18 protein-coding genes are annotated in these 21,221 nt (G+C 47.6%); 10 read left to right on the plus strand and 8 right to left on the minus strand.

Annotation, left to right across the window (positions count from 1 at the left end):
- Positions 1 to 65 precede the first annotated feature (65 nt).
- Entirely contained in the window at positions 66 to 1,394 is a 1,329-nt protein-coding gene (locus KUA46_RS05055) for a double zinc ribbon domain-containing protein (RefSeq protein ID WP_218486556.1), read from the plus strand.
- 191 nt (positions 1,395 to 1,585) lie between these two features.
- Here KUA46_RS05055 and KUA46_RS05060 read toward each other — a convergent pair whose 3' ends face one another.
- Positions 1,586 to 2,401 carry a J domain-containing protein gene (locus tag KUA46_RS05060; protein WP_006846592.1) on the minus strand — a complete coding sequence of 272 codons (816 nt, stop codon included), beginning with the start codon at positions 2,399 to 2,401 and terminating at the stop codon, positions 1,586 to 1,588.
- Positions 2,402 to 2,549: 148 nt separating this feature from the next.
- Here KUA46_RS05060 and KUA46_RS05065 point away from each other — a divergent pair, with 148 nt between their 5' ends.
- From KUA46_RS05065 to KUA46_RS05075, 3 genes are all read left to right on the plus strand, one after another.
- Positions 2,550 to 4,313, plus strand: coding sequence for a bifunctional metallophosphatase/5'-nucleotidase (locus tag KUA46_RS05065; protein ID WP_218486557.1), 1,764 nt, complete (start codon positions 2,550 to 2,552; stop codon positions 4,311 to 4,313).
- A 72-nt stretch (positions 4,314 to 4,385) separates the two neighbouring features.
- Positions 4,386 to 5,159, plus strand: a complete 774-nt coding sequence (gene nudC / locus KUA46_RS05070) for an NAD(+) diphosphatase (protein ID WP_218486558.1) — start codon at positions 4,386 to 4,388, stop codon at positions 5,157 to 5,159.
- Between the two features lie 41 nt (positions 5,160 to 5,200).
- Entirely contained in the window at positions 5,201 to 6,379 is a 1,179-nt protein-coding gene (locus KUA46_RS05075) for an MFS transporter (protein WP_218486559.1), read from the plus strand.
- Positions 6,380 to 6,491: 112 nt separating this feature from the next.
- On the opposite strand, the gene KUA46_RS05080 is transcribed toward KUA46_RS05075, so the two are convergent.
- Entirely contained in the window at positions 6,492 to 6,938 is a 447-nt protein-coding gene (locus KUA46_RS05080; protein ID WP_022120653.1) for a DUF3127 domain-containing protein, read from the minus strand.
- 210 nt (positions 6,939 to 7,148) lie between these two features.
- On the opposite strand from KUA46_RS05080, the gene dnaN reads away from it, so the two are divergent.
- From dnaN to KUA46_RS05110, 6 genes are all read left to right on the plus strand, one after another.
- Positions 7,149 to 8,276, plus strand: a complete 1,128-nt coding sequence (dnaN, locus tag KUA46_RS05085; RefSeq protein WP_218486560.1) for a DNA polymerase III subunit beta — start codon at positions 7,149 to 7,151, stop codon at positions 8,274 to 8,276.
- 51 nt (positions 8,277 to 8,327) lie between these two features.
- Positions 8,328 to 9,191, plus strand: coding sequence for a 3'-5' exonuclease (locus KUA46_RS05090; protein ID WP_022120655.1), 864 nt, complete (start codon positions 8,328 to 8,330; stop codon positions 9,189 to 9,191).
- Between the two features lie 79 nt (positions 9,192 to 9,270).
- Positions 9,271 to 10,527 (plus strand): bifunctional phosphopantothenoylcysteine decarboxylase/phosphopantothenate synthase, encoded by a 1,257-nt coding sequence (locus KUA46_RS05095; protein WP_218434351.1) that lies wholly within the window; start codon positions 9,271 to 9,273, stop codon positions 10,525 to 10,527.
- Positions 10,463 to 11,392, plus strand: a complete 930-nt coding sequence (locus KUA46_RS05100) for a DUF4835 family protein (RefSeq protein WP_082231212.1) — start codon at positions 10,463 to 10,465, stop codon at positions 11,390 to 11,392. Before KUA46_RS05095 ends, KUA46_RS05100 begins: the two co-directional genes overlap by 65 nt.
- Before the next feature lie 98 nt (positions 11,393 to 11,490).
- Positions 11,491 to 13,164 (plus strand): DNA repair protein RecN, encoded by a 1,674-nt coding sequence (gene recN, locus KUA46_RS05105; RefSeq protein WP_218486561.1) that lies wholly within the window; start codon positions 11,491 to 11,493, stop codon positions 13,162 to 13,164.
- 4 nt (positions 13,165 to 13,168) lie between these two features.
- Positions 13,169 to 14,815, plus strand: coding sequence for a tetratricopeptide repeat protein (locus KUA46_RS05110; RefSeq protein ID WP_217326324.1), 1,647 nt, complete (start codon positions 13,169 to 13,171; stop codon positions 14,813 to 14,815).
- A 62-nt stretch (positions 14,816 to 14,877) separates the two neighbouring features.
- Here the strand turns inward: KUA46_RS05110 and KUA46_RS05115 are convergent, their stop codons facing one another.
- The 6 genes from KUA46_RS05115 to KUA46_RS05140 form a co-directional block, all read right to left on the minus strand.
- Complete coding sequence (locus tag KUA46_RS05115) at positions 14,878 to 15,414, minus strand: hypothetical protein (RefSeq protein WP_022120659.1); 537 nt, start codon at positions 15,412 to 15,414, stop codon at positions 14,878 to 14,880.
- 24 nt (positions 15,415 to 15,438) lie between these two features.
- Positions 15,439 to 16,299: an N-acetylmuramoyl-L-alanine amidase-like domain-containing protein gene (locus KUA46_RS05120; RefSeq protein ID WP_119229017.1), complete on the minus strand. Its 861-nt coding sequence runs from the start codon at positions 16,297 to 16,299 to the stop codon at positions 15,439 to 15,441.
- 18 nt (positions 16,300 to 16,317) lie between these two features.
- Positions 16,318 to 17,391, minus strand: a complete 1,074-nt coding sequence (locus tag KUA46_RS05125; protein WP_118190637.1) for a DUF4421 domain-containing protein — start codon at positions 17,389 to 17,391, stop codon at positions 16,318 to 16,320.
- 155 nt (positions 17,392 to 17,546) lie between these two features.
- Positions 17,547 to 18,530 (minus strand): Gfo/Idh/MocA family protein, encoded by a 984-nt coding sequence (locus KUA46_RS05130; RefSeq protein ID WP_144153223.1) that lies wholly within the window; start codon positions 18,528 to 18,530, stop codon positions 17,547 to 17,549.
- Between the two features lie 29 nt (positions 18,531 to 18,559).
- Positions 18,560 to 19,165, minus strand: coding sequence for a ribosome biogenesis GTP-binding protein YihA/YsxC (gene yihA, locus KUA46_RS05135; protein WP_217326326.1), 606 nt, complete (start codon positions 19,163 to 19,165; stop codon positions 18,560 to 18,562).
- A 115-nt stretch (positions 19,166 to 19,280) separates the two neighbouring features.
- The gene (locus KUA46_RS05140) at positions 19,281 to 21,101 is read right to left on the minus strand and encodes an ABC-F family ATP-binding cassette domain-containing protein (protein ID WP_119229018.1); all 1,821 of its coding nucleotides are present in this window, start codon (positions 21,099 to 21,101) and stop codon (positions 19,281 to 19,283) included.
- Positions 21,102 to 21,221 lie beyond the last annotated feature (120 nt).

Below are 21,221 nucleotides of genomic sequence, written 5' to 3' on the forward strand. Positions count from 1 at the left end.
TGATAAGGTCTGGAAGTAGAGAAGCATGAATTATATAAGTAAATTAATAAACACAAAATAGAATTATGGCAATTATAAAATGTCCGGAATGCGGACGCCAAATTAGCGATAAAGCACCTACCTGCCCTAGTTGCGGAGTAGAAATAGCAGGCAAAATTACCAAATGCCCAAATTGCGGCGAGATTTATTTCAGCAACCTGGAAATGTGTCCTAACTGCCATGAGCTGAATCCTTCGCTCACAAGAATGACGCCTCCGACAGGAATGAGCCAGCAGACTCCTGCCAGCCAGGCTTCTATGACTCAGCAGCAAGAAGCTGAAAATGTAGCCAGACAGAATGCTATCAGACAAGAAGAAATTCGCCGACAGGAGGCTCTCAGACAGGACGCTCTCAGGCAGCAGGCTCGTCCTCAGACACCTGTCAGAATAGCAACACCTCCTACTCCACCCGTTCCTCCGGTTCGCCCACAGCAATCTAATTCTCAGAACGGCGGAAACGGCGAGGGAACCCAGGAAAAGAAAAAAAGTAACCGTGGCGTCATCATCATCTCTCTGATTTTCGCCTTCCTCGTTTGTGGCATTTTCTACTATTTCTATGATAGTGCCAATAAGAATAAGGAGCTGGAAGCTTACGAATATGCGATGCAGAGTAGCGACCCGATGGTTCTGCAGAGTTACCTAGATACTTACAAAGATGCTGACGAGGCGCATCGTGATTCCATCATGGCTCACCTCGAACTTCTGAAACAGACCGATCAGGACTGGACCAACGCCGTAGTAAGCGGTTCGAAAGAGGCCCTGCAGGCTTATCTCGACAAATACCCAAACAGTCCACACAAGCAGGAGGTTTTGAACAAGATAGATTCCATCGACTGGAATGTGGCCAAGAATGCTGATAATGTAGAAGCTTACCAGGCTTATCTCGCCGCTCATGCTGACGGTTCGCATATCGAAGAGGCTGAGAATGCGATGAAGAAAGCCAAGAGCAGAGATCTGCAGCCAGAAGAGAAAGATATGGTAAGCAGTCTGTTCCGCCATTTCTTCCAAAGCATCAATACCCGCGATGCTGATGGTTTGCAGGCTTCATGCGAGGACATTCTCTCTTCGCTTCTGGGTAAGAATTCTGCTACCAAGGCAGATGTTGTTACCTTTATGAATAAGCTTTATAAGGAAGATGTGACCAACCTGAACTGGTTCCTCACCAACGATTATAAGATCAAAAAGCGCGAGGTGGGTGACGAAGATTATGAATATCAGGTTCAGTTCTCAGCACGTGAGGAAGTTCAGCTTACCGACGGTACTAAGAAAACCAACCATTTCAAAATCAACGCAACCGTTTCGCCAGACGGCAAGGTTTCTGCGTTCAACATGTCGAAGATTAATGCCGCAGAATAATAAATAGAGACTCATCTGAGACGAAGCGATTTTTATTTCAGAGAATCGTTTAAAAAAAAATAGAATAAAAAATGCCCTGCAAAATCAGGAACTTCATTTCTGAATGTTCCCTTCTTGCAGGGCGTTTCTTTTTACCTTCATGTTTCGGGAAGGTTCTCATGTCCGAGAAACTCGTTCCCTTCTTTTAGAAATTACTTTGCATCCTTCATCTGACGGAGCAAATCTTTCTGCTTATCATTCAACCCGGTTGGCAACTTCACGTTATAAGTAATCATCAGGTCGCCAAAGGTTCCGTCACCTCGGTCGTATCCTTTTCCGCGAACACGAACCTTCGTGCCATTCTGCGTTTCCGGCTTAATCTTCAGTTTGATTTTAGAACCATTACTCAATTTAATGATTCCTTCGCCGCCCAGCAGAGCCGTATAAAGGTCGATATTCACATTCATGTTCATTTCGCCGTTATTGGCACGACCATTCTGACCGCAACCGCCGCCACAACCACCAGTACCGAAATCAGCACCAGCTCCGTAGCCAGCCCCATTAAAGCCGCTACCATAACCGGCAGAACCATTAAAACCGCCAAAATTGCCGGAACCGAATCCATCAGCAGACTGCTGGCTTCTGCCACGACCTCCGAAGAGATTTTCGAAGAAGCTGGAGAAACCTCCGCCTCCGCCAAACTGGCTGAAGTCGAAACCCTCGAATGGATTTCCACCTGCTCCACCATAGCTTCCGGAACCGCCTGCACCACCAGCTCCGCCGAAACCGCCGAATGCATCAGCATTCTTCCATTGTTCGCCATACTGGTCGTATTTAGCACGCTTATCTGGGTCAGAAATCACCTCATACGCCTCGTTCAGCGCCTGGAACTTAGCCTTCGCCTTCGGGTCGTTAGGGTGCAAATCTGGGTGAAACTGTTTTGCACGTTTACGATACGCAGCTCTCACATCCTTCTGCGGAATGTTCTTGTCTACGCCGAGAATCTTGTAATAATCAACAAATGCCATATTATAAAACCTCCTATTTTTTAGTTTTTAAAAAATATCCAACAAAAAGTATGCCTATTTAAGTTCTTTTTTGTACTTTTGCAGAGAAAATAAGAAACAGAGCTCAACTGATGGGCTTTCATTACTCAAAAGTAATACATTAATTAATATGAAACAATTATTTGCTGCGCTTCTTCTGGCGCTAACTTTCAATTCACAAGCGATGGCACAACAACGTACCGTAAAACTGAGAGTGATAGAGACAAGCGATGTGCACGGCTCTTTCTTTCCTTACGATTTCATCAACCGTAAGCCAAAAGCAGGAACCTTGGCGCGCGTTTCTTCCTACGTCAATAATTTGCGAAAAGACTACAAGGATAACCTCATCCTCTTGGAGAATGGCGATATTCTGCAGGGACAGCCTACCTGCTATTATTATAATTATGTAAACACAGAGGCTAGAAACGTGGCTGCCGAGGTGGTCAACTACATGAAGTATGATGCGCAAGTGTTTGGCAATCATGATGTTGAAACGGGCCATCCGGTTTACGACAAATGGATAAAAGAACTCAATTGCCCAGTTCTAGGTTCCAACATCATCAGCACTTCTACAGGCGAGCCATACGTTAAGCCTTATCTCATCCTGAACCGCGAGGGCGTGAAGGTGGCTGTCTTGGGAATGATTACTCCTGCCATTCCAAACTGGCTCACGGAGAATCTCTGGAGCGGACTGAAATTTGAAAATATGGTAACAAACGCCCGCAAATGGGTGAAGTATCTCCAGGAGAATGAAAAACCGGATGTTATCATCGGCCTCTTCCACAGCGGAAAAGACGGAGGCATCCAGACTGCCGAATATGATGAAGACGCCTCTATCAAGGTGGCAAAAGAAGTGCCAGGCTTCGACCTCATTCTCTTCGGCCACGACCATACGCGCGACAACGAAACCGTAACCAATACTGATGGAAAGCAGGTGGTTTGCCTGGATCCTGCCAACAACGCCATTAGCGTGGCTGATGCTGAAATAACCCTCACCCTCAACAAGAAAAAGGTGAACGGAAAGAAGCAGCTGGTGGTAACTGACAAAAAGGTGACAGGCAAGATTGTGGATGTGACAGATTGTCCTATCGACGAGGATTTCATGAAAACTTTCGAACCTCAGATTGCGGAAGTAAAGAAATATGTGGGCAAGCAGATTGGCAACTTCAAGACTACCATCTACAGCCGCGACCAGTTCTTCGGCAGTTCTGCCTTCAACGATTTCATCCTCAACCTCCAGTTGCAGATGACAAAAGCCGACATTTCGTTCAACGCTCCCCTTCAGTTCAACGCGGTTCTGAAAGCCGGTCCAATCTACGTGAGCGACATGTTCAATCTATATAAATATGAGAACCAGCTCTACGTAATGCGCATGACGGGCGAAGAAATCAGAAAGCATCTGGAAATGAGTTACGACCTCTGGGTGAACACCATGAAGAGCCCGGACGACCATCTTCTGCTGCTCGATGAAAAGACCGTTGGCGACCAGCAACGCCTCGGCTTCAAGAATCTCTCGTTCAACTTTGATAGTGCTGCGGGAATCGATTACGAAGTTGACGTAACGAAGCCAGATGGCGAGAAGGTGAAGATTCTGCGCATGAGCAACGGCGAACCTTTCGATGAGAAGAAATGGTACAAGGTAGCCGTTAACAGCTATCGTGGAAATGGCGGCGGCGAACTCCTTACCAAGGGTGCCGGAATCCCGAAAGACAGTCTTGAAAGCCGAATCATCTATCGCAGCAAGCGCGACCAGCGCTACTATCTGATGAAAGAAATCGAAAAGATGGGAACGGTTGATGCAAAACCAAACAACAACTGGAAGTTTGTGCCGGAAGCATGGACCAAGCCAGCTGCCCAGCGCGATTTCGAATTGCTGTTCGGTAAGAAGAAATAGCTCCTCGAAACGCTTCTGGAAAAGCATATTATAAAGATTAAAGTAAAAAAGCAAATAAGTTCAAAATAAAGAATGAAGTATTGGTTTATATTTTGCAAGACTGATCTCTTGCTCGAAAAGAAAGAAGACGGAACCTATACGATTCCTTGTTCAGAAGAGAGTCCAATCCCAACAAAGCCTTGGACTCACATTCTCAATATTACCCCGATGGAAGACGGAACAGAGGTGAAGACCTTCACCATTCCTGAGCCCGTTACCGGCAATCCGAAGTACGAAATGTGCGGCTTGCGCCCTAGTTTCTACAAACTCTCTCCTGCCCTTTACCAGAAAGCAGGAAAGTGTCAGGAACTCAACTATTGGGACATGAATACCCAATTCTGCAGCGTTTGCGGAGCTCCGATGAAAATGGCAACCGACATCAGTAAGAAATGTACAGAATGCGGCAAACAGGTCTGGCCTTCGCTTGCCACAGCCATCATCGTTCTGATTAAGAAAGATGATCAGGTCTTGCTGGTACACGCTCGCAATTTCAAGGGAAATTTCGACAGTCTCGTGGCTGGTTTCGTAGAGACTGGCGAGAATCTGGAAGAGGCGGTTCATCGTGAAGTAATGGAAGAAACCGGTCTGACTATCAAGAACTTGAAATATTTCGGTTCCCAGCCTTGGCCTTATCCGAGCGGTCTGATGATTGGCTTCTCGGCAGAATATGTAGATGGAGAAATTCATCTTCAGAAAGAAGAACTCTCTCGTGGTAAATGGTTCACGAAAGAGAATCTCCCTATTCTCCCAGAGAAACTTTCCATCGCCCGAAAACTCATCGACGCCTGGCTGGCGGACAAACTCTAATAATGAGGACAAACTCTAAAAGTGAGGATAAACTCTAAAAAATGATGAAAGAGAAACTTTGGAATGCAAACTACATCAAGGTGATGACTACCAACTTTCTGTTGTATTTCGCCTTCTATCTGCTCACACCTTTGCTCCCTCTCTATCTGAGCGAAAATTTTGGAGCCACGAAAGATGTGATTGGAATTGTGCTGAGCGGCTATACGGTTGCCGCCCTCATCATTCGTCCGTTCAGCGGATATGTGGTTGACAGCTTTTCGCGCAAGAAGGTTCTGATGGTCTGTCTCACGGCCTTCGCCATCTTCTTTGCCGGCTATATTGCAGCCAGCACCATCCTGATGTTTGCCATCTGCAGAACCCTGCACGGAGGTCCGTTCGGAGCCGTAACGGTTGCCAATAGCACCTGCGCCATCGACGTTCTTCCGGCAAGTAGGAGAAATGAAGGAATCGGACTCTACGGACTGAGCAACAATTTTGCCATGGCAATTGCTCCATCCATCGGAATCTATCTCCATAATGCGGTAGACAGTTATATGATTCTCTTCTGGATAGCTTTCATCGTGGCGATTGCCTCAGTTGTGATTGCAGGAACCATCCGCCTCCCCGAAAAGGAAATCGTTAAGAACAAGGAGAAGCTTTCTCTCGACCGCTTCTTCCTGACGCGTGCCTGGCTCCTTGCCATCAACATCGCCATGTTCGGTTTCTGCTGGGGCGTTCTGAGCAATTATCTCGCAATCTACAGCAAGGAAGAACTCGGAATTACGGGCGGAACGGGCACTTTTTTCGCCCTTCTTTCCATGGGTCTGTTCCTGTCAAGATTGCAGGGAAGAAAAGCCTTGAGCCAGGGCAAACTTACCCAGAATGCGGCCGAAGGAATGCTGCTTTCGCTTGTTGGTTTCATAATCTTTGTTGCCGTCAAGCACCCGGTAGCCTATTATCTTTCGGCTTGTCTCATCGGCCTGGGCAACGGTCATCTTTACCCAGCCTTTCTCAATATGTTTATTAATGTGGCTCGTCACGACCAGCGTGGAACGGCAAACAGCAGCATTCTTACAGGTTGGGATTTGGGCTTCGGAATCGGCTGTCTGCTAGGCGGAGTCGTGGCAGAACATTTCGGTTACAACGGAACATTCTGGATGGTTGCTATAGAAAATGCAGCTTCCGTTCTCCTCTTCTTCGCCGCTTCGAAACAATTCTTTGAGAAGAGACGCAGAGAATAGAAAACAGTTGATAAAGAGAAATATAAGATTATGAATAAAAAAAGAGCACTTCATCCGAGACAGAAGAAAGTCTCAGGCGAAGTGCTCTTATTTTTATCTTACTTTTCTGTTTTTAGAAAGGAAGATCATCTGCGCTACCACCCTCTGCTGCAGGAGCTGCAGGCTGAACAGGAGGGAATGCTGCAGTTGCGCCATTAGCAGGAGCTGCTGGCTGAGCAGGAGCTACAGGAGCACCTACTGGAGGAAACGCACCTGGCTGCATTCCGCCCATAGCACCAGCAACGGCGTTAGGGTCAACACGCTGGATGTTCCAGGCACGGACGCTGTTGAACCAACGGCCCTGATACTCGTGAGCATCAATATCGAAAGAAACCAGGAGTTCCTCACCACTCTGAATGTTGAACTGAGCCAGACGGTCTGCTCCGAAAACATCAAAGCACAATTTCTTTGGATACTGCTCGTGGGTTTCAATTACGAACGACTGAGCTTTCCACTCTCCTCTTGCAGAGACGCCGCTTCTTTCAGGCAAAACGGCAATAACCTTTCCTTGTAATTCCATATGATAATATTTAAAGTTTTTCCTTTGTTTAAAGGGTGTTTTTTTCTTTCTGACTGCGAAATTACTAAAAATAGTTCAAAAACTAGAACTTTTCTCCAATTATTTTTGCTTATCAGCGATATTTTTTGTATTTTTGTGCTCAATTAGGTGATATTGCCTAATTAAATTAAGGTGAAACAGAAAACAAAATAAAATTTAAATAAAATACTCATGAGATTTACAGTATCAAGTTCTGCATTGAGCAGCAAGCTCAACATGCTCGCAAAAGTGATTGGAAGCAAGAATTCGTTGCCAATCCTCGATTGTTTCCTTTTCCAAGTTGCTAACGGTGAAATGAGCATCACGGCTAGCGATAGTGATAATGTCATCAAGAGTACACTCGCTCTTACCGACCACGATGGAGAAGGTGAGTTTTGTGTGCCTAACCGCGTTATCCTCGATGCGTTGAAGGAACTGCCTGAGCAGCCTCTTCACTTCGATGTGGATGCTGCCGGAGAAGCCGTTGCCATCAAGATTGTTTACCAGAACGGTCTTTACAACTTCACAGGTCAGAGCGCAGAGGAATATCCTCGCACACAGAGCATGAACGATGCTTGCACCACCGTTTCTTTGCCTACAGAAATGCTGATCAACAACATTTCACGCTCGCTCTTTGCTACAGCCAACGATGAGTTGCGCCCTGTCATGAACGGTATTTACTTCGACCTGACTGCAGATGCACTCGCTATCGTAGCAAGCGATGGTCACAAGCTGGTTCGCAGCAAGAACTTCACTATCAAGAGCGAATCTCCTTCAGCATTCAACTTGCCTAAGAAGCCAGCTTCTCTGCTGAAGAACATTCTGAGCAAGGACGGCGACGACGCTATCATCAAGTTTGATGACCGAAGCGCAGAAATCCAGTTTACTGACGGCGTTATGAGATGCAGACTGATTGATGGCCGCTACCCTAACTACAACTCTGTCATTCCAAACAACCCTAACGAGGTTACAGTAGACCGCAGAGGCTTGCAGAGTGCTTTGCGCCGCGTATTGCCATTTGCAAGCGAGAGCAGCCAGCTCATCCGTTTCCACATCGAGTCAGGCCGTTTCGAGGTTTCTTCTGAGGATATTGACTTCTCAACATCTGCAAAGGAACAGTTGTCTTGCGAATACAACGGCTCTCCTATCAGCATCGGCTTCAAGGGAAACAGTCTGATGGAAATCCTGAGCAATCTCACCAGCGACAACATCATCATCCAGCTGGCAGACCCAAGCCGTGCCGGAATCATCGTACCAGCAGAACAGCCTGAGAACGAAGATATTCTGATGCTCATCATGCCTATGCTCCTTAACGACTAAAGGAGCACGGGCTTTCTCTGAAACAACAAAAAGAAAAGTATTTCTACAAAAATGAAACTCAATTTGACAAAGCCTCTGATCGTGTTCGACCTGGAGACAACGGGTCTTGACATGATCAAGGATCGTATTATACAGATTTCTTACATCAAGGTAATGCCTGATGGAACTGAAGACCGCAAGAACCTCTACGTAAATCCTTGCAAGGAGATTCCTGCCGAAGTAGTTGCCCTTACAGGCATCAGCAACGAAGATGTAAAAGATGCGCCAACCTTCAAGCAGCTGGCTGCCACATTAGAGAAGGAATTTACAGGTTGCGATTTCGCAGGCTACAATTCCAACCACTTCGATGTACCGATGCTCGCAGAAGAATTCCTGCGTGCTGGAATCGACTTCGATTTCAACAAGTGCCGTCTCATCGATGCGCAGACCATCTTCATGAAGATGGAACGCCGTAACCTGGCTGCAGCCTACAAGTTCTATTGCGGCAGAAAGATGGAGGAAGATTTCGAAGCTCATCGTGCAGATCAGGATACAGAGGCTACTTACCGCGTGCTCATGGGCGAGCTCGACAAGTATGCTCCAGGCGTGCAGGATGAACCTGAGCGCGTGCTCAACAACAACATGGATGAACTAGCCGATTTCTCTAAGCAGAAGGATAATGTAGATTTCGCCGGACGCATCGTTTGGGAAGAAGTAAAAGACGCCCAGGGCAACGTTGTAAACGATGAGAACGGAAATCCTTTGAAGCACGAAGTATTCAACTTCGGCAAATACAAAGGATGGGATGTGGCTGAGATTCTGACCAAAGACCCGGGTTATTTTACATGGGTCTTGGGAAGCGATTTCACCAACAATACCAAGCAGGTACTTACCCGCATCCGCCTTCGTGAATTCAACAAGAGAATGGGTAAATAATTGTTACCGGGCTTTCGCAAGCAGTTGAAGAACAAACCTTGCGAAAGTCGGATTTATTTCTTAACAGTTAGAAAAATTCATGTTAAAAGGAAAGAAAATCGTATTGGGCATTACGGGCTCTATTGCAGCCTACAAGTCTTGCCTCATCATACGAGGTCTCATCAAGCGCGGAGCCGAAGTGCAGGTGGTCATTACGCCTGCAGGAAAGGAGTTCATCACTCCCATCACCCTTTCGGCTCTTACGCATAAGCCTGTGGTAAGCGAATTCTTCTCACAGCGCGATGGAACCTGGAATTCGCACGTAGACTTAGGTCTGTGGGCCGACGCCATGCTCATCGCTCCTTGCACAGCCTCTACCATGGGTAAGATGGCTCACGGAATTGCTGACAACATGCTCATCACAACCTATCTGTCGATGAAAGCGCCTGTTTTCATCGCTCCAGCCATGGACCTCGACATGTATAAGCATCCTTCTACCCAAGCCAACATGAAAACACTTCTGGGCTATGGAAATCACATCATAGAACCCGAAGTGGGATTCCTGGCAAGCGGACTGGAAGGAAAGGGACGCATGGAAGAACCTGATATTATCGTAGAATGCCTTGACAGATTCTTCGATGAACAGGCTCAGCAGAATGCAGAGACCTCTGAAGCTGCATCAGAAAACTGCAAGGAAAAAGAAAGCGATAAGCTCGATTTGAAAGGCAAGAAAATCATGATTACAGCCGGACCAACTTACGAAAAGATTGACCCGGTACGTTTCATCGGCAATTATTCTTCCGGCAAAATGGGCTTTGCCCTTGCTGAAGAGTGCTGCCGTCGTGGTGCTGAGGTTACGCTGGTTGCAGGTCCGGTTTCGCTCAGCTGTTCCGAAGCCATTCATCGCATCGATGTAGAAAGTTGCGAGGAAATGTATCAGGCAGCCACTAAAGCTTTTGCCTCTACCGATGCTGCCATTCTCTGTGCTGCTGTTGCTGATTTCAAGCCAAGCGAGATTGCTGACAGGAAAATCAAGCGCGAGAAAGATGATTTGGAACTCCGCCTCGTCCCTACTCACGATATTGCTGCAGCCCTTGGCAAGATGAAACAAAAACATCAGCGAATTGTGGCTTTCGCCCTGGAAACCAACGACGAAGAGGCTAATGCACAGAAAAAACGCAAAAAGAAAAATGCCGATTTCATCGTGCTTAACTCTACTCGCAATCCGGGAACCACATTCCGTACGGATGACAACCAGATAACGATTATTTCTGAAGAGGGTAAGAAAGAATATGAGAAGAAACCGAAAACTGAAGTGGCTCGCGACATTATCAACGAGCTGGCTCATCTCTTGTAGTCCCATCACATCAGCTGCTCAGGAGTTGCAGGCTAAGATTACCATCAACCATGCACAGATTCAGGGCACGGAAAACCGGGTATTCGATAATCTGCAGCAAACTCTTGAGCAGTTTGTGAACGACAGGCAATGGACGAATCTTCAATTCAGGAAGAACGAGCGCATCGTGTGCAACTTCAATATCACGGTAAGCAAGTATGATAAAGACCAGAATATCTTTACCTGCAAGGCGCTCATCCAGGCCAACCGTCCCGTCTACAATTCAGCCTATACGTCCACCTTATATAATAATGTGGATGAAAACTTCACGTTCAAGTTTGCCGAGTTCGACCAGCTGGAGTTTACCGAAGAGCGGATTGACAACCAGCTAACGGCTCTGCTCGCCTACTATGCATACCTCATCATCGGTTTAGATCTTGACAGTTTTGCGCCTAAAGGTGGTGAAGACATTCTGCAACGTTGCATGAACCTCACCAACAACGCCCAGAATCTTGATTTTCCGGGCTGGAAAGCGTTTAGTGACAACAGAAACCGGTTCGCCATCATTTCCGATTATCTCGACGGAGCCATGGAACCTTTCAGAATGCTGCAATACAACTATTACAGAAAAGGGCTCGATGAAATGGCGAATAATGTGGAACGAGGCAGAACTGAAATCACCAACACCCTGCTCCAGGATCTGAAGAAGGCACGTACGGACAGACCGCTCAGTCTGCTGCCACAAATTTGGACCGACTATAAGAAGGACGAGCTTGCTAACATCTATCAGAAACATGGCACTCAGAAAGAGAAAGAAAGCATTTATGAGCTGCTCTTCTCCATCAATCCTTCTCAAAACTCATATTGGGACAAAATCAAGGAATAAGGCTACATGCATAATGATTCGAAGCAACTTCCCGGATGATAAAGCAAAGATTCTTCCTAGATAAGTTAAGTTCCTTTAAAAAAATAAGATAAGAAATTATGCTCAAGCAATTATACATCAAGAATTTCACGTTGATTGACGAGTTGGACATTCCTCTTTATCCAGGATTCTCAGTCATCACGGGCGAGACGGGTGCAGGAAAGAGCATCATTCTCGGAGCCATCGGACTGCTCCTGGGCAACCGTGCTGACAGCAAGGCCATCAAGGCAGGAAGAGACCGATGCGTGATAGAAGCCCACTTCGACCTGTCAAAATACGGAATGCAGGATTTCTTCGATGCTAACGATATTGATTATGATGCAGAAGACACCATCATCCGCCGCGAACTGACAGCTGCCGGAAAGAGCCGTGCCTTCATCAACGACACGCCCGTCCCCCTGAGCAAGATGAGAGAACTGGGCGAACAGCTCGTCGATATTCATTCACAGCACCAGAATCTCCTGCTGCAGAAGGAAGACTTCCAGCTCAGCGTGGTCGACATTATTGCCCACGATGAAAAGCAGAAGAAGGCTTATCTTGCCGAATACAAGAACTATAAAAAGGCTAAGCAGCAGCTGGAAGACCTGAAAGCAGAAATCGCAAAGAACAGGGAGAACGAGGAATTCATGCGCTTCCAGTTTAAAGAACTGGATGATGCAAACCTGCAGGAAGGCGAACTTGAGCAACTGGAACAGGAAGCAGAAACCCTGAGCCATTCTGAAGACATCAAGACTGCTCTCTATGAGGCAGATAATGCACTCTCGGGCGAAGACGGCAGCATTCTCGACAAACTGAAGAATGCAGCCCAGCAGATTGACAACATCAAGGAGGTTTATCCGGATGTGAAGGAGGTAGCTGAACGAATGCAGAGCAGCTATATAGAACTCAAGGATATTGCACAGGAAATAAGTGGAAGCGTTGATAATATAGAGTTCGACCCGAACCGGCTTGAAACCATCAATTCCCGGCTTGACCAGCTCTACTCGCTCCAGCAGAAATTCCATGTGGAAAATGTAGAGGAACTCATCGCCACTCGCGAGCGAATCAACGAACAGTTGCAGCACATCGATAATGGAGATGAAGACATAGAAGAACAGGAAAAGCAAGTTGCCCTTCTGTTTGCCAAGGCTGAAAAGCTGGCTGGTGATCTGACTGCCATCCGAACGAAATCGGCCAGAAAGATAGAAGAAGAAATGAAGAAACGTCTCATTCCTCTGGGAATTCCAAACGTCCGCTTCGAAATTTCATTCTCCGCCAAGCCGCTCAGTTCTGATGGTGTTGACAAGGTAAATTTCCTGTTCAGCGCTAACAAGAGCACGCTTCTCCAGCCGGTCAGCCAGGTTGCTTCCGGTGGAGAAATCGCCCGCGTCATGCTTTCTCTGAAGGCCATGATCAGCGGCGCCGTAAAACTGCCAACCATCATCTTTGATGAAATCGACACGGGAGTAAGTGGTAAGATTGCTGAAAAGATGGCGGAAATCATGACAGAGATGGGCAACCTGAACCGCCAGGTTATTTCCATCACCCACCTGCCGCAGATTGCTTCCATGGGAACCCATCATTACAAGGTTCTGAAAGAAGAAACCGAAGAGGGAACTCTTTCTCACATGAAGGAACTCAACGAGCAGCAGCGTATAGAAGAAATCGCCCAGATGCTCAGCGGAAGCGACATTACACCTGCTGCCCTGGCAAATGCTAAGGAGTTGCTCAATAAACACAAGCAACACAAATAAGATTATGAAAAAAATAAATATGATCATGATGGGACTGATGCTCGGAGCATCGTCCCTCTATGCCCAGCCGGGTTCGGTCCAGAAACTGGCTAAGAGCGTTTTCACCTTGACTACTTTCAATCAGAAAGGCGACATTATCGCCTCTACCCAAGGTGTTTTTATTGACAACAAGGGAACGGCTATCAGCACCTTCAAGCCATTTGTCGGAGCTGTAAAGGCTAGCGTTGTTGACGCTTCCGGCAAATCGATTCCTGTTGAGGCCATCATGGGAGCCGACGAGCTCTACGATGTGGCTAAATTCCGCATCAACGCCTCTACAGTTGCTGCCCCTATCGCAACCAAGGAATCGGCTGCTGGCGACAAGGTCTGGCTGGTTCCTTATTCTATCAAGAAGCCGGCTTACCAGCAGGAGGACATCAGCAGCGTGGAGAAGTTCAAGACTACGTACAACTATTACATCTTCTCGAATAGTGCTCCCGAAAATGCAGTAGGTTGTCCGTTTGCCAACAAGAACGGCCAGGTCATCGGTCTGATGCACAGCAATGGTCAGGTAACGGCCATCGACGCCAACTACGCCAAGCAGCTGAAGGTAACCGGTCTTTCGAGTCTTGATGCAGCACTTCGCGAAACCACCATCCGTACAGCTCTTCCTGATACAGAGAACGAAGCGATGACGATGATGACTCTGAAGAAAGGCCAGACTACAGCTGATGTGTATGCGAAATATAGCGATGAGTTTATCAGCAAATTCCCTACTTCAGCCTTCGGTTACAAGGAGAAAGCCGCTTATCTGACGGATAAGGCAGAATATGATGCAGCTGCCAAACTGATGGAAGAAGGCATTAAGAAATCGGCTGCCAAGGATGAGGCTCATTCCAACTATGCCGACCTGATTTATCAGAAGATTATTTACAAGGGCGATTCTGTTTATAAGGACTGGACGCTTGATAAGGCCATAGCTGAGGCTCAGAAGGCATACGAAATCAAAGCTCAGCCTATTTACCGCCATCAGGAAGCGCAGATTAATTTTGTAAAGGGTGAGTATCAGAAAGCTTACGATACTTTCATGGATTTGACCAATACTTCACTTCTCAGCGGCGAACTCTATTTTGAGGCTGCCCAGGCTAAGAAGAATCTCAAGGCTCCAGCCAAGGAGATTGAGGTTTTGCTCGATAGTGCGGTAAGCGTTGGAAACAAGACCGGAATGGTTGCGAATTATTATCTGGCACGTGGAGAATTTCTGAAGGAGCAGGGTGAATTCCGCCGCGCTATTCAGGATTATAATATGTACGATTCCATTGCCCGTCCTGTTTCGCCAGCCTTCTTCTACACCCGTTACCAATGCGAAACCAAGTTACGCATGTGGCAGCCAGCCCTGCTTGATATTGCCCGCACCTGTTACCTGGCTCCTAAAGAGCCTACATATTTTGCAGAATGGGCAAGTCTCGACTTGCGTGTAAAGCGTTATGATGAAGGAATCAGCGCAGCCACCCATTGCATAGAGTTGGCTCCTGAATATGCTGACGGCTACCTTCTCTTAGGTCTGCTCCAGAAGGAGAAAGGAAATAAGGAAGAGGCCATCAAGAACCTGAAGAAAGCCCAGGAACTCGGCGATTCCCGCGCTGGAGAATATCTCAAGAAAATGAAGTAATTATTTTAGTAATAAGTAAGAAAGTCCGTAGGCATTTTAACAGAACGCCTACGGACTTTCTTTTACATTTTAGTCATGTGGTAACCCAGCATTTTTAGCTCTACGGCTATTCCCATGAGGAACATCTGGTGAAGGGCGGCAACGAAACCACGGAAGGCTTCCTCGCTTCCAGGCTGCAGATTCAGATGAATCAGCTTGCTGTAAGAGCGCGAAGCACATTCTGCCACTACATTCGTAACAGCCTTATGCGCTTCCTCATTCAGCAGCAGAACCTTTTCGCAGATGTAATCATCCATGTGGTCGAAATCTATTCTGTCACGAAGATATTCATAATGATTCTCTACCTTGCTGTAGAGTTCCCAATCCTCATCCCAATACTTGGCAAGCGCCATTCCTACATACATGATCCAACCCAATGAAACCGTAGGATATTTGGCAAACTCGCGAATCGCATCAGGCAGATAACTCTCGCCTACTTTCTGCCACAGCTCTTCCAAATCCGGAGCTTCCGGCAAATGAGCATCTACCTTATCAATACTCAGCAGATATTGATAAAGATCTTCCTTGAAGATCGCTTCAAAATTCTTTTTCTCTTCCATTTATCTTTTCTTTTCTAATATTTTTTACTGAACTCTGCAAACCCTGATTCCTATCTGCACCGGATGTTTGTGCATGTAAGTATAAAGCGTCATCGGTTCATCAATCACCTTCTTGTGAATGCTGCTGGCATTGAGCAGATGCAATCCGTCTTTGTGCCAGGAAGCAATACCGATGTGGGTCGTGTCGAGCCCCTTCTTGTTGGTAATGATGGCGATAATGTCACCATCGTGAATAGCGTTGCGGAAAACTGCCGTGTTGGCAATCTTACCCTTCGGAACATAACGGTAACGCTTGCCGTTCACACTCTGTTCCAGTTTTCTGATTCCCGATTTCCATTCCGGATGAGCCTTAAGCATCTTATAACTCGAAACATGCGTACTCATCCAGTTGATGTTCACGGTCTGAACGGCCGAGAAAGGAGGATTGGGCGCAATATTCTTCACGATTCCCTCGCGCTCGTTTGCATCCATCCAAATCGTGAAATAATGCTGACGCTTCACATAGGAAATCTCTCCGCCCACATAACGCACATTTCGGAGATGTTCACAGAAAGCCGAGAAAGAAGTCTCGTTCTTCTTGGCGCACAGGGTGAGCGCCGTAACCATCTCTACGTATGTGGTGCAGTCCAGCTCACGGGTGTTCACGATGAGCACCTCTTCCTTCGTCCGGTCCAGCGTGCCGCCCACATAAGGAACGCCCGCCATCTGCTTGCCAAACCAGAGCATCCAACTGGCAGGTTTCTTCTTCATCGCCCTTGCCTGCTGCAGCAGTCCTACAATCCGCAGACTGTCCTGCCGCTGATAAACCACATTCACCCTGGCTTCTCCCGGAACAGCCAGCACGCAAGCCAGCACGACAGCTGCCATTTTCGTAAATATTTTCATCTCTTCTCTTTTAATATGTTAATGATGACGTTTCCTGCCGAAGTTCACACCCACATAAATATTGAGTGAGCCAAACGAATTGTTGGTAGAAAACTGTTTTTTCTTATAGTTGTAGGAATGGATGATGGTGCTGGCGCCCGCGTACCAATGCGTGTTGTTCCACACAATACCGAAGCGGCCTATTCCATCCAGGTTCACATTCTTGAAACTGAAGTTGGTAATGTCCAGATGTTCCCTTTCATTATCCGATTTCGAGCTGTTGTAAGCCACACCTACCGAGAGCGAAGCGTTGAAGAGCCAGTTCTTGGCGAAAACCCAGTTGTAAGCATAGCCGCAGGTTACGTTCACATCGCTGTATTTCACCTTACTGAACATCAGCGAACTGTCTATCTTAGCTTCCGGAGTTCCCCCGTTTGTCAGATTTTTATTCAGCTTTTCATCTACAAGATTGGTCAGTTTATCCCAGTTCACCTCCAGTTCATGCTCCGTGTAACCGATTCCCAGAAGCATGGAACCGGCACTTCTCCGCTGCACCGTACTCTGCGAATAGGCGGCAGGATAAGAGAAGCGGCGATGGTTGAAGATGTAATAAAGATTGAATCCCTTGATGCTCGATTTGAAACCGTCGAAAGGAGCCTTGCGGATAGGGTCACAATCGATGTGCTCACCCAGATTCATCCGCAGAACATGATAGTCATTTCCCGTCTGTCGCCAGAACAGGTCTATTCCCAGCAGACTGCTGTAGAGGCTCAGGTCAAACTCCTTTTTATTAGTGTGGTTATTCCTGAAATTAATGTGTTTCAGGTCGAACGTATAACCCAGAAACACCCATCTCCAGCCCAGATAAGGCCCCAGGCGGTAAGAAGGATCAGGCGAGAAGGAAATGCTCTGTCCTTCGCTGTTTCTGAGCGTATATTCCTCGTAGGTATTGGTGTTCTGCAGCATCACCGTATAATTGTAATGCTGGTCTTCTATATAAGCCGAATCCGTACTGTTGAATTCTCTGAAGAACCGGGTGAACACATCTCCCACCTGATGGAAGAAGGTTTTGCGATGGCGCTCTTTCACGAGGCTGTCCTGGGAATTGGACATGAACATCGTCTTGTTGAAGAGCGTTCCCAGCATGGTAGAATCCACGGGCTCCCCTGCCCTTGCCGAAGTGCAGACAAGGGAACAGATAAATCCTACTATACAGAAACATCTCTTCATAACTTACGCTCTAATCCTGATGATGATTTTGTAAAAAATCAGTTCTTCCACAATACTCGGTCCAGCACCCAGTTGACAGCCGTAGCCGAAACGCTGGTGCAGTCGCATTTTCCTATTCCCTGCAGATGCTGAATCACACTCTTGATGAGCGGCAGCTGCACATAAGGCGGATTCGGAACCGTAATCAAGTTCTTTCCTTCGCTCGTAATCACTTCTATCGGCTGGTAAGTGAACACCGAGAATGAGAGCGAACCTTTCTCGCCAATCACCTCGATGCAGTCTTCCTTCGCACTCTCATGTCCCACGAAGCACCAGCTTCCGCTGCCCGGAATTCCGCTCTCAAAGAAGAAGCACGCCGAGAGCGTATCTTCAGCCTGATAAAGATGCGCTCTGTTGGCAGGATAGCCGTGCGCACGGGTAATCACACCAAACAGATTCTGGAGCAAATCTATCTGATGAGGAGCCAGGTCGTAGAAATAGCCGCCGCCCGCAATATCCGGCTGCAGTCGCCAAGGCATTTCCTTGCCGCTCTGAAAGTCGAGATCGCGCGGAGGAACCGAGAAGCGCACCTGAACATTCACCACGTTACCGATGGTTCCGCTCTCGATAATCTCCTTTACCTTCTGGAAGTAAGGAAGATAACGGCGATAGTAAGCTACGAAGCAGGGAACACCCGTCTGCTCGCTGATGCGGTTGATGCGGATGCAGTCGTTGTAGCTCGCTGCCAGCGGTTTCTCTATATAGCAGGGTTTGCCCGCATGCATCGCCATGATGGCGAAGGTGGCGTGAGAAGAAGGTGGCGTGGCGATGTAAACAGCATTCACATCGGGATCTTCTATCAATTCCGATGCATCCGTGTACCATTTGCGCACATGATGGCGCTCGGCATAGCTGCGTGCCTTGTTCTCGCTTCGGCTCATCACAGCCACCACCTGCGAACCCTCCACTTCGTTGAAAGCCGGTCCGCTTTTCTTTTCGGTTACTTCTCCGCAGCCGATAAATCCCCAGTTTATCTGTTTCATTCTCTATTGGTTTATTCTCTCCCGAAAGATTATTCTCCGGCGAGCGATTTGTTGATTTCGTCAATATAGTCGAGCACCTCGTCGCGTCCCATCTTCTTTTCACTACTGGTAATGAAATAAGGTGGAAGTGCTTCCCAGCGGTCTTCCAGCGCATGCATCCATTTCTCCGCATTCATGCGAGCCTTGACCGGACCCAACTTGTCGGCCTTGGTAAAGACGATGCAGAAAGGAACGCCGCTCTCGCCCAGCCAGTCTACAAACTCGCGGTCTATCTTCTGCTGCTCGTGGCGTACGTCGATGAGCACAAAGACATTAGCCAACTGCTGGCGCTGCAGAATATAACTGCTTATCATTTGTTCCAGCTGCTTCTGTACGGTCTTCGAACGCTTGGCGAAACCATAGCCAGGAAGGTCAACCAGATACCATTCGTTGTTGATGATGAAGTGGTTGATAAGCAGCGTCTTACCCGGTGTGGCTGAAGTCTTAGCCAAACCCTTGTGGTTGCAGAGCATATTGATGAGGCTCGATTTTCCCACATTACTTCTGCCGATGAAAGCATATTCAGCCTTCGTATCTTTCGGACACATGCTCACTCGTGGAGCCGATATTGTAAATTCTGATTTCTTAATTTCCATTCTTTCTATTTTCTTTATTATTTTTATTATTTTCAAGTTTCGCAAGTGAGCTCCACACGCCCTTTCAGGGCGAGAGGCGTTAGAACTTTTGTGCCTTCAGCCCGTACTTCTAAGTCTAGAGCATTTCAGCCAGTTCCAGCCATCTCATTTCCTTCTCATCAAGTTCATCCTTGATTTCAGGCAGGCGCTTGCTTTTCTCCGTCAGTTCCTCAACCGATAGATTTCCGCTGCAGAGTTCCTCTTCCAGCTTCTTCTGTTCCTCGGTCAGCGCATCTATTTCCTGGGTCAGCTGCTCATATTCGCGCTTCTCCTTGTAGCTCATCTTGCGCTTGTTCTCAAAATTGGCGTCGCGCTTGGCCGTGCCTGCTCCGTCGCTTTCTGCTGTTGCATTTCCGCTCTTTGCCGGTTTCGCCTGTTCTGCCTCGTCCTTCGCCTGCATCCGGCTCCATTCCCTGTACTGCGTATAGTTGCCTGGGAAATCCTGTATTTCGCCTTCGCCCTTGAAAACCAGCAGATGGTCTACTACCTTGTCCATGAAATAGCGGTCGTGGCTCACTACGATTACGCAACCCGCAAAATCCTGAAGATATTCTTCCAGTACCTGCAGCGTCTGGATGTCGAGGTCGTTGGTCGGCTCGTCCAGCACCAGGAAGTTCGGATTCCTCATCAGCACCGTACAGAGGTAAAGCTTGCGCTTCTCGCCGCCGCTCAGCTTGTAAACGTAGTTGTGCTGCTCCTCGGGCGTAAAGAGGAAGAACTGCAGAAACTGCGAAGCCGTCATGTGCTTGCCGCCCAGATCTATGTAATCGGCAATCTCCGTAATCACGTCAATCACCTTCTGGTCTTCACGGAATTTCAGTCCCTCCTGCGAGAAATAGCCGAAGCGAACCGTCTCGCCGATGTCAAACTTGCCGCTGTCGGGCTGAACCTCGCCCAGCAGCATCTTGATGAAGGTCGATTTTCCCGTTCCGTTATTACCCACAATGCCCATCTTCTCGAAGCGGGCAAAGTTGTAGTAGAAGTTGTCGAGAATCACCTTCTTCTGTCCCCTGTCGTCGAAAGCCTTGCTCACATACTGGCATTCAAAAATCTTCGAACCTATATAAACAGTAGAAGCCTTCAGCCTTACCTGTCGGTCTTCTATACGCTGCTTTGCCACCTTCTCCAGCTCGTAGAAAGCATCCTCGCGGTATTTCGCCTTGTGTCCGCGAGCCTGAGGCTGACGGCGCATCCAGTCGAGTTCCCTTCGGTAGAGATTCTTCGAGTGCTGAATTTCGGCTCTCAGATTGTCCATTCTCTCCTGCCTCTTCTCCAGATAATAGGCATAATTGCCACGATAGGTGTAGATGGTGCGGTCGTCGAGTTCCAGAATCGTATTGCACACCTTGTCCAGAAAGAATCGGTCGTGCGTAACCATGAAGATGGTCTTGTTGCCGCGGTTCAGATAACCTTCCAGCCACTCTATCATCTCCAGGTCCAGATGGTTGGTCGGCTCGTCCAGCATCAGAAAGTCGGGTTCCGTAATCAGCACATTCGCCAGCGCCACTCGCTTCTGCTGTCCGCCGCTGAGCTGTCCCATCGGCTGTTCCAGGTTGGTAATGTGCAGCTGGGTGAGAATCTGTTTCGCCTTCAGCACCTTCTCCGGATCATCCTCATGATTGAAGCACGCCTGCAGCACACTTTCCTCCGGATCAAACTGCGGCGACTGCTCCAGATAGCCCACCTTCAAGTCGCGTCGGTAGATGATGTCTCCGCTCTCATGTCCCTCTTTATCCATCAGCACCGACATGAGCGTAGACTTTCCCGTGCCGTTTCTCGCCACGAGTCCCACTTTCTGTCCTTCAGCGATAGAGAAGGAAATATTATCAAAAAGAACCTGTGCACCAAAGCGTTTGGTGAGGTTTTGAACGTCTAAATAGGGTATTTGACTAGCCATTTTTATTTTTTTTGTGCAAAGATAGGCAAAATATTTGGCAGAAACAAATTTTTTAATTATCTTTGCACACGAATTTATCAATCAATACCGTGTTTCCATTCAGAAACGCGACATTTCAGA

The organism is Segatella copri, assembly GCF_019249765.2.
In the GTDB taxonomy this organism is placed as follows: Bacteria; Bacteroidota; Bacteroidia; order Bacteroidales; family Bacteroidaceae; genus Prevotella; species Prevotella copri_K.